Source organism: Streptomyces sp. NPDC051569, from assembly GCF_044454085.1.
In the GTDB taxonomy this organism is placed as follows: domain Bacteria; phylum Actinomycetota; class Actinomycetes; order Streptomycetales; family Streptomycetaceae; genus Streptomyces.
Genome location: NZ_JBITDJ010000045.1, coordinates 1 through 7,772, shown reverse-complemented (window position 1 = coordinate 7,772; position 7,772 = coordinate 1). Strand labels below are relative to the sequence as shown.

At 70.6% G+C, this 7,772-nt stretch carries 11 protein-coding genes; 4 read left to right on the top strand and 7 right to left on the bottom strand.

What is annotated here, in order from left to right:
- The 3 genes from ACIBAE_RS29560 to ACIBAE_RS29550 form a co-directional block, all read right to left on the bottom strand.
- Positions 1-1,128, bottom strand: a 1,128-nt coding sequence (locus tag ACIBAE_RS29560) for a hypothetical protein (RefSeq protein ID WP_399291453.1), incomplete at its 3' end; no start/stop codon positions are given.
- A 232-nt stretch (positions 1,129-1,360) separates the two neighbouring features.
- Positions 1,361-1,525, bottom strand: coding sequence for a hypothetical protein (locus tag ACIBAE_RS29555; protein ID WP_399291450.1), 165 nt, complete (start codon positions 1,523-1,525; stop codon positions 1,361-1,363).
- A gap of 24 nt (positions 1,526-1,549) precedes the next feature.
- Positions 1,550-1,906 (bottom strand): PRC-barrel domain-containing protein, encoded by a 357-nt coding sequence (locus ACIBAE_RS29550; RefSeq protein ID WP_399291447.1) that lies wholly within the window; start codon positions 1,904-1,906, stop codon positions 1,550-1,552.
- Positions 1,907-2,157: 251 nt separating this feature from the next.
- Between ACIBAE_RS29550 and ACIBAE_RS29545 the strand changes: the two genes are divergently transcribed.
- Positions 2,158-2,646: a GNAT family N-acetyltransferase gene (locus ACIBAE_RS29545; protein WP_399291444.1), complete on the top strand. Its 489-nt coding sequence runs from the start codon at positions 2,158-2,160 to the stop codon at positions 2,644-2,646.
- 81 nt (positions 2,647-2,727) lie between these two features.
- On the opposite strand, the gene ACIBAE_RS29540 is transcribed toward ACIBAE_RS29545, so the two are convergent.
- Positions 2,728-3,099, bottom strand: coding sequence for a VOC family protein (locus ACIBAE_RS29540; protein WP_399291441.1), 372 nt, complete (start codon positions 3,097-3,099; stop codon positions 2,728-2,730).
- A gap of 200 nt (positions 3,100-3,299) precedes the next feature.
- The gene (locus tag ACIBAE_RS29535) at positions 3,300-3,755 is read right to left on the bottom strand and encodes a hypothetical protein (RefSeq protein ID WP_399291438.1); all 456 of its coding nucleotides are present in this window, start codon (positions 3,753-3,755) and stop codon (positions 3,300-3,302) included.
- 189 nt (positions 3,756-3,944) lie between these two features.
- Between ACIBAE_RS29535 and ACIBAE_RS29530 the strand changes: the two genes are divergently transcribed.
- The 3 genes from ACIBAE_RS29530 (at position 3,945) to ACIBAE_RS29520 (ending at position 6,510) form a co-directional block, all read left to right on the top strand.
- Positions 3,945-4,262, top strand: a complete 318-nt coding sequence (locus ACIBAE_RS29530) for an ArsR/SmtB family transcription factor (protein ID WP_399291436.1) — start codon at positions 3,945-3,947, stop codon at positions 4,260-4,262.
- Positions 4,259-5,173, top strand: a complete 915-nt coding sequence (locus ACIBAE_RS29525) for an SRPBCC family protein (protein ID WP_399291433.1) — start codon at positions 4,259-4,261, stop codon at positions 5,171-5,173. Before ACIBAE_RS29530 ends, ACIBAE_RS29525 begins: the two co-directional genes overlap by 4 nt.
- 236 nt (positions 5,174-5,409) lie before the next feature.
- Positions 5,410-6,510 (top strand): acyltransferase family protein, encoded by a 1,101-nt coding sequence (locus ACIBAE_RS29520; RefSeq protein WP_399291430.1) that lies wholly within the window; start codon positions 5,410-5,412, stop codon positions 6,508-6,510.
- A gap of 73 nt (positions 6,511-6,583) precedes the next feature.
- Here the strand turns inward: ACIBAE_RS29520 and ACIBAE_RS29515 are convergent, their stop codons facing one another.
- A complete protein-coding gene (locus tag ACIBAE_RS29515; protein ID WP_399291427.1) occupies positions 6,584-7,207 on the bottom strand; it encodes an ATP-binding cassette domain-containing protein in 624 nt (207 codons plus the stop codon).
- A 168-nt stretch (positions 7,208-7,375) separates the two neighbouring features.
- Positions 7,376-7,772, bottom strand: a 397-nt coding sequence (locus ACIBAE_RS29510) for an SUKH-4 family immunity protein (protein WP_399291424.1), incomplete at its 5' end; no start/stop codon positions are given.

Here is a 7,772-nt window from a genome sequence, read left to right as displayed (position 1 = left end):
CCCCGGGGGGGGCCCGGGGTTCTCCCCGCCCCCCCCGTGTGGCCCCACTCGCCCCCCCCCCCCCCCCCCCCCCCCCCGGCTGCCGGGGGGGGGGGGGGCCCGGGCCCCCGGGCGGGCCCCCCCGCCGGTCAGGCGGCGCAGCGCGACGGAGGGTGAGACCCCCGCGTCCAGCGCCGCCGCTGTCAGCTCCGCCGCCGCCGACCGGACCGTATCCCGCACGAACGCCTCCACCCGGCCCGGCGAGGCGGTGCGGAACACGTCCGGCGCGTAGTGCTCGATGGAGCCGGTGATGACCGGCCCGGCGCCGACCAGGGGTGTCGGCAGATACGTGATCCCCCGGCCGTGCAGGACGCCGGCGGTGACATCCTCATCGGCGAGCACGGCGCCCGCCGGGCCGATGACCGCGCCGCAGCGCAGCCGCCGGGCGAGCCGCACATCGATGAGATCGCTCACCGAGCACGGGACGAGGACATCCACCTCCCGCTCCGCCCAGTCGGTGACCGGCCGGCAGCCCGGCAGATCAGCCGCGCCGGGGGCGGGATCGCAGGTCAGCACGGCCGCACCGGCCGCGACCAGCTCCCGGGCCAGGACCCCTCCGACCCCTGCGACCCCGCAGGCACCATGCACCAGCACGCGCGTCCCGGCCACGGGCCCACGCGCCCACGCCTCCAGGGCTCCGAGCACGCCGAACGCCGTGGCCCGGCTCGGCCCGGCGCCGCCGCCGGACGCGCCCAGCACATAGGGCGTCATCCCCGACAGCAGCTCGATCTCCCGGGCCGTCACCCCCGTCCCGGCGCCGGCGTACAGGGTGCCCTCATGGCCGTTCAGCATCTCCGCGACGGCGAACAGCAGCGCCTCGTCCACCACTTCGGCGCCCGTGACCACGATCTGGGCACCCCAGAAGCCCGTACGGTGCACCTCGTGCCGCAGAAGCGTCTCCCGCGCGAGCCGGCGGCTGAGCCGCCGCGCGTCCGGTTCATGGGCCGGCCCCGGCCGGATCCGCAGCTCACCGCCGGCCGGCAGGCGCCGCCGCGGGTCCCCCTGGGCGAGCGCCAGATGGAAGGTGACGCCCCGTGGGCCGCGGAAGCGACGGACCAGAACGGACCCGTCCCGCCCGTCGCAGGTCACCACGGCACCGGCGCGGCACGTACCCCCGCGCCCCCCGCGACCACATCGGCGGTCTTCGCCGTCCTTCTCAACCCCGCACCCCCGTCAGGGACCGTGCACCCGTACAGACGCCCCATTCCTCCCCCGGGTCCCGTACGGTGAAAAATCCCCGGGCAGGGCGTGCGGAAGCGCGACGGAGAAACCCCGTACCCCCGCGCGCCGGGCTGTGGGGCTCCCGTGCGACCCCGGCCCCCTACCGGGTGACGCGCCTGCCGCGTCCCCAACGGGCTCCCAGCAGCACCAGATCGGCGACGAGCACGATCGCGGCGAGGGCCAGGAGGATCGAGAGCCCGGACACGGCCACGCCGATGATTCCCAGGACGACGGCGACCAGCAGCAGAAAGAGAAAGAGAGTCATGGTGTCCTGCTTCCGTCTCCGCGCTCAGCGCCGGCCGAGCCTGCGCTCACCGTTCATGCCGGTCGCGTACGGCAGCCCGTAGTGCGCGAAAATCAGTGGTTCGTCGTCGGCGGGCAATTCTCCGTCGACATCGATCCAGGGGGCGTCCTTGGCCAGCTTCTTGTCCCAGACGACCTTCAGATATCCCGGCCCGACCGTCGCGTCGGCCAGCGGGACGAAGATCAGCCGCCGCTTGGTGGGCAGGCCGACGGTGACCGTGGCGAACGACGGGGCGTCCGTCGCCGTATCGACGTACACGGCCTCCAGCGAACCGATTTTCTTCTTGTCGGCGTCGACCACGTCATGGCCCCGCCACTCCCGGATGTCTTCAGGCTCGAACACAGGTGACTCGCCCCTTATCCGCCGGCTCGTGCGAACGTCGTATGGCTGTCGGGTACCCCCTCTTTCCCGGACAGCACATCGCCGGGGAAGAAGGGGCACCCGACAGGCCCTCAGCTTTCCGTCAGTTTTCCGTCTCCCGCGGCTCCGGGACCACGGGAGACGGCTCGTGTCGCGTCATTCTTTCCCCGGACCGTGAACACCGGACCGTAAACAGCTGGCGTCCCCGGCCCGCCCGCCGCCATCCTGCTCACATGTTGATCAGGGAAGCCACCACGGAGGACTGGCCCGCCATCTGGCCCTTCTTCCACGAGATCGTCGCCGCCGGCGAGACCTTCACGTACCCGCTCCAGCTGGGTGAGTCCGATGCCCGGGACTGGTGGCTGCTGAAGGCGCCGAACCGTACCGTCGTCGCCGTCGATGACGCGGGTACGGTCCTGGGTACGGCGAAGATGAACGCCAATCAGATGGGTAACGGCGCGCATGTCGCGAGCGCCAGTTACATGGTCGACCCGGCGCACGCGGGGCGCGGTGTGGGCCGGGCGCTCTGTACGCACACGATCGACTGGGCGCGCGCGACGGGCTTCCGCGCGATGCAGTTCAACGCCGTCGTCGAGACCAATGTCCACGCGGTGAAGCTGTACAGATCGCTCGGATTCGAGGTGCTGGGCACGCTGCCCGAGGGCTTCCGGCATCCGGTGAAGGGCTATGTCGGGCTGCACATCATGCACCGCGTGCTCTGACGTGCGGTGAGCCGCGAGGCGCTGTCCGGTGCGGCGGCCGGCGATGTTCGCACGACGGGGCGGAGCCGGCCGGGAAGAGCGCTACCGCTCCTGGAGGACCGAGAGGATGTTCCCGGCCGGGTCCGTGAACCAGGCGATGTACGGGCCGACGGCCCGGAAGACGCCCTTCTCGTCCGCGTCCATGCCGGGAAAGCGCTTCAGGCCCACGCCCCGGGCCGCCAGCTCGTCGACCGCCGCGTCGATGTCGTCCACGGGGAAGTTGAGGATCGTGAACGCCGCCGGTGTGTGGTCGGGCTTGGGGTACACGAGCACGTCGGTGCCGCCCGCGAGGTGCAGGCTCAGCAGGCCGTGCTCCTCGGAGACGTCCAGCCCCAGTGTTTCGCCGTAGAACCGCTTGGCCTCCGCGATGTCTTTCACGGAGAATCCGCTGTACGCCTTGGTCGTGCCGAACATGACGGTGTCCTTTCCTCGATGCGTCATTTCCCGGACGGGCCGCGGCGCGGGCCGGGGACGATCATCCCGGTGTCACGCACCTCGCTGCCGGTCGAAGAGGTAGACATCGGCGGAGCCCGGGAATCATCGGTGGCGGACCCACCACACGAATGGCGGAAGAGGGACGGCGTCGGAGCCGGGTCAGTCGTCCCGCGCCGCGGTCAGTGGGGAGCCGGATGAGGGCGCTGCCGTCGGCGGGAGTCCGGCGGTGCGGCGGGGGTGATCAGGACCGGAAGCGCCCGGTCCATGCGCAGCGCGTCCACCGATTCCGCGAGCAGTTCGTATTCCGTGGTGTCATCGCGGGTGGAGACCCGGATGAGGCGTCCGGCGGCCAGATGTTCGGCGACCATGTCCTGGTGGGCGACATCGTCCCGCCAGGTCCGCAGCGTCGCGGGTACGTCCGGCACGCTCTCACCCACCGGTGTGAGCGCGGAGGCCGGGAAATGGGCGCTTTCGGGGCTGGGATCGAGCCTTTCGGCGATCCAGGTCGCACGGTCCCGCAACCACCACAGTGCAAGAGCCAGAGTGGGTGCGCGATACGTTCCCAGTGGTACGCCTATACGCTGTCCACCGCATACTCCGTACGCGGTGACATGGCACAGGAATTCATCATGCACGGCCGCTCTCCTCGCGCCGTTCGTTCCTGAGAGATCGCCCCAACTTGCGATTATGTGCTTTCCTGATGCGTCATCACCACACGGTTCTGGCCAGAGTCCGGCTGAATTGGTGTATCGAATGGCCGAAATTCCAGGTGATCTTTCTGTATTGCCGTGTGGTTATATGTCCGCCGAGGTATGTTCGGACGCATGTCCATACCGTTCGACGCTCTCGCGGAGCCGAGCCGGCAAAAGATCCTCGATCTCCTCCTTGAGCGCCCGCATCTGGTCGGCGAGCTCACGGACCGGCTCGGGCTGAGCCAGCCCGGCACCTCGAAACACCTGCGGGTGCTGCGCGACGCCGGACTCGTCCGCGTACGGCAGGACGCTCAGCGCCGCTGGTACGAACTCCGGCCCGAGCCCCTCGCGGAACTCGACACCTGGCTCGCCCCCTACCGGCACCTCTGGTCCGGCACGCACCACACGCTCGAACGGCATCCCGACGCGATGGAGGACGACCCGTCATGAACCAGCGCCCACACGATGACTCCCGGCACGCCGACGCCCCGGACCTCGACACGCCGGACCTCGACACCCTGGACGCCGACACCCTGACCGTCGCCGACGGCCGGGCCACGCTGACGATGGAGCGCGGGCTCGCGCATCCGCCCGAGGAGGTCTGGGCCGCGATCACGGAGCCCGCGAGTCTCGGGCAGTGGTTCCCCTCCGAGGTCACGGTGGAACTCGAACCGTGCGGCGCGATGAGCTTCCGCTTCCGTGGCGGCGACGGACCCGGCACGACCGGCACCGTCACGGACGTCGACAAGCCCCATCTGTTCGCGCACACCTGGGGCACCGACCACCTGAGCTGGGCCATCGCGCCCGACGGCGACGGCTCCCTGCTGACTCTCACGCACACCTTCGGTGATGTCCCCGGCGCCGCGAGTTTCGCCTCCGGCTGGGAACTCTGCGTCATCGCGCTGAGACAGCTGCTCGACGGCGGCCCGGTCGAGCCGGTCCGCGACACGGGCGAGCTGCACGAGGCGTACGCACGGCGGTTCGGCCTCGGCCGGGGCATCGCCGAGACCGTCGACGGCGGCAGGCGGGTCCGTTTCGTGCGGCAGCTGACGCGGCCTGCCGAGACGGTCTGGGCGGCCCTGTCGGCGGGCATCGAGCCGGTGCCCGGCCTGCCGGTCCCGGCGGGCTTCACCGCGGAGAAGGTCCCGGCCGGGCCCGCGACCGAGGTACGGGCGCCCACGTCGCTGACGTACCGGTGGGACCCCGAGGGCACGGTCGGCTGGGAACTGGGGGAGGGCACCGGCCAGGGCGCCCGGCTCCTCCTCACCCAGACCGGCCCGGAGGACTTCGACACGGACGCGGCGCTGACCGCCTGGGAGGCCAGGATCGAGCGGCTCGCCGCCGAGCTCCTCACCCGGTGACCTCATCCGCTGAGCGAGGCGGCACCCAGCGGGCGCGTCAACCCGGAGTCATGGGGCGCGCAAAGGGGGGTAAGGGGAGCGGGAAGCCCCTCTCGGCGGCTTTCCGGCCCGTACCACCCCTGTGAACGGAAGGTGGAAGCCCTCGCTAGGGTGCCTTGAATGTTTGCTCTGCGCTTTCCCCCCACATCTTTGCCAAGAGCCGTATGCGCTGCCCCCGGTTCCCGCTGGGAGGCACTGTGACGCAGATCACTGATCAGGCGGCCGGGGCCGCGCCGGGCGTCAAGGCGGCACAGGAGGCGGCCGCCGCGCCCGGAACCAAGAAGCGGGACGCCTTCTTCGACAACGCCAAGTACCTCGCGATCGTCCTGGTCGCCATGGGGCACGCCTGGGAGCCGCTGCGGGACGGCAGCCGCGCGGCCTCGGCGCTCTACGTGGTCGTCTACACCTTTCACATGCCGGCGTTCATCATCATCTCCGGTTACTTCTCGCGGAGTTTCGACTTTCGGCCCGACCGGGTGCGCCGCCTGATCACCGGCATCGCCGTGCCGTACATCGTGTTCGAGGTCGCCTACAGCCTCTTCCACCGGTGGGCCGACGACGATCCCTCCCTGCCGATCAGCCTGCTCGACCCGTGGTACCTGACCTGGTTCCTGCTCGCGCTCTTCGTCTGGCGGATGACGGCGCCGATCTGGCGCCTGGTCCGCCGGCCCGTACCGCTCGCACTGGGGATCGCGTCCCTCGCCGTCATCTCCCCTGACATCGGGGACGACCTCGACCTCCAGCGGGTCCTGCAGTTCCTGCCGTTCTTCGTGCTCGGCCTGCGGCTGAAGCCCGAACACTTCCAGCGGGTGCGCAGCAGGAACGTACGCATCCTGGCCGTGCCGGTCTTCGCCGCCACCCTGGCCTTCGCGTACTGGGCCGTCACCCGGATGAACATGGCGTGGTTCTTCCACCGCGACAGCGCGCAGGAACTGGGCGCTCCGTGGTGGAGCGGCATCCTGATGACCTTCGCCCTGTTCGGCTGTTCCCTGCTGCTGACCGCCTGCTTCTACGCCTGGGTCCCCGGACGCCGGACGTGGTTCACGGCCCTCGGCGCCGGCACGCTCTGCGGCTACCTGCTGCACGGCTTCCTCGCCCAGAGCGCCTCCACCTGGAGCTGGTACGACGCCGGCTGGCCGCACCGGCCCGCGGGCGAGATCGTCGTCACGCTCGTCGCCGCCGCTGTCGTCACCCTGCTCTGCACACCACCGGTCCAGCGCGTCTTCCGCTTCGCGCTGGAGCCGGAGATGGCCTGGGCCTTCAAGAAGGAGCCCGCCGCGCGGAGCGGCCGGGACTGAGGTCGCGCATCGCGCGGATACGTGTGCGGGGCGGTGGCCGGCGGCTACCGCCCCGCACGCGTCCCGGGCCCCGTCACCCGCCGGACGCGGCCTTCCCCGTACCGTGCCGATGAGCCGCCACCGGCACATTCCGGGACGGCACATCCCGGAAAGCCGCCTCCTGGGACGGCCCGCCCTGGCCCGGCGCACCCGAACCCTGGCCCGGCACACCCGGACCGCCCAGCCGGTACTGCTCGGACTGGAGCGAGAACAACTCCCTGAACAGGCCAGGACCTTCATGGTCGTCGGCCATCAGCGAGGCGAAGTCGCCCGCCTCCACGAGCCGTCCCCGGTCCAGCACATAGATCACGTCGGCGGACCGCACACTGTGCAGGCGGTGCGTGACGAGGATGACCGTCCGCCCGTCCCCCGCCAGATCGCGGATCCGGCGGAACGCGGCGATCTCGGCCGCCGGGTCCATGCTGCTGGTCGGCTCGTCGCAGATCAGGACGGCGGCCCGCCGGTAGTACGCGCGGGCCAGGGCCAGCCGCTGCCACTGACCACCCGACAGGTCCACTCCGCCCTCGTACCCCTTCTCGCACAAGGTGTCCCAGCCGCGAGGGAGTTCACCGACCACCGTGTGCGCGTCGGCCAGCGACGCCGCCGCCTCCAGCCGCTCGGGATCGTCCGCGCTCGCCGCCGACCTCCCCAGCCCCATCCTCGCCGACCTGACCGGCATGCACCGCCACACCGCGATCCGCTGGGTCACCTACGCCCGCCGCGACTGGGCCGAGTACCTCGCGGCACGCGCCGAGGACCAAGTTAGGGCCGGTCACGAGTAGGGCTGGTCAAGGCCGGGAGGCACCGGCCGGAGATCGCTGCCCGATTACGCATCCCAGTCCGCATAGTCCCCGATCGCCACGTCGTCGCAGAACGTCTCCCAGAATCCGTTGTGCACAAGGGCGGTCTCGTCGATGCCAGAGATGAGATCGCGAAGATCGTCCGCTATCGCCTCGTACCTGTCCTCGTCGCCGTCCGCGTAGAACGGGAAGCGTGCGATCACGGCCGCGACGCATCGGTTGAAGGAGCCTAGATCGCTGTTCACGTGACTGGCCGTCGCTGACTCGATCTTGGGAATCCGCACCACGTGATCAGTGGCCACGTCGACGGCGATGCGGCCGAACAGACCCCTAGGTCGTGTCTGACAAATGATCATCGCTCGATGATTCGGGGGTTGCCGTGGCGGTGTGGCCCAGCGATGCTGGGCCGGTGTCAGGACAGCA

Bases quoted from the DNA above. Each gene is read 5' to 3' on its own strand.
- ACIBAE_RS29555 (WP_399291450.1), bottom strand. From the start codon at position 1,525: ATGACTCTCTTTCTCTTTCTGCTGCTGGTCGCCGTCGTCCTGGGAATC.
- ACIBAE_RS29545 (WP_399291444.1), top strand. From the start codon at position 2,158: ATGTTGATCAGGGAAGCCACCACGGAGGACTGGCCCGCCATCTGGCCC.
- ACIBAE_RS29540 (WP_399291441.1), bottom strand. From the start codon at position 3,099: ATGTTCGGCACGACCAAGGCGTACAGCGGATTCTCCGTGAAAGACATC.
- ACIBAE_RS29530 (WP_399291436.1), top strand. From the start codon at position 3,945: ATGTCCATACCGTTCGACGCTCTCGCGGAGCCGAGCCGGCAAAAGATC.
- ACIBAE_RS29525 (WP_399291433.1), top strand. From the start codon at position 4,259: ATGAACCAGCGCCCACACGATGACTCCCGGCACGCCGACGCCCCGGAC.
- ACIBAE_RS29515 (WP_399291427.1), bottom strand. From the start codon at position 7,207: ATGGGGCTGGGGAGGTCGGCGGCGAGCGCGGACGATCCCGAGCGGCTG.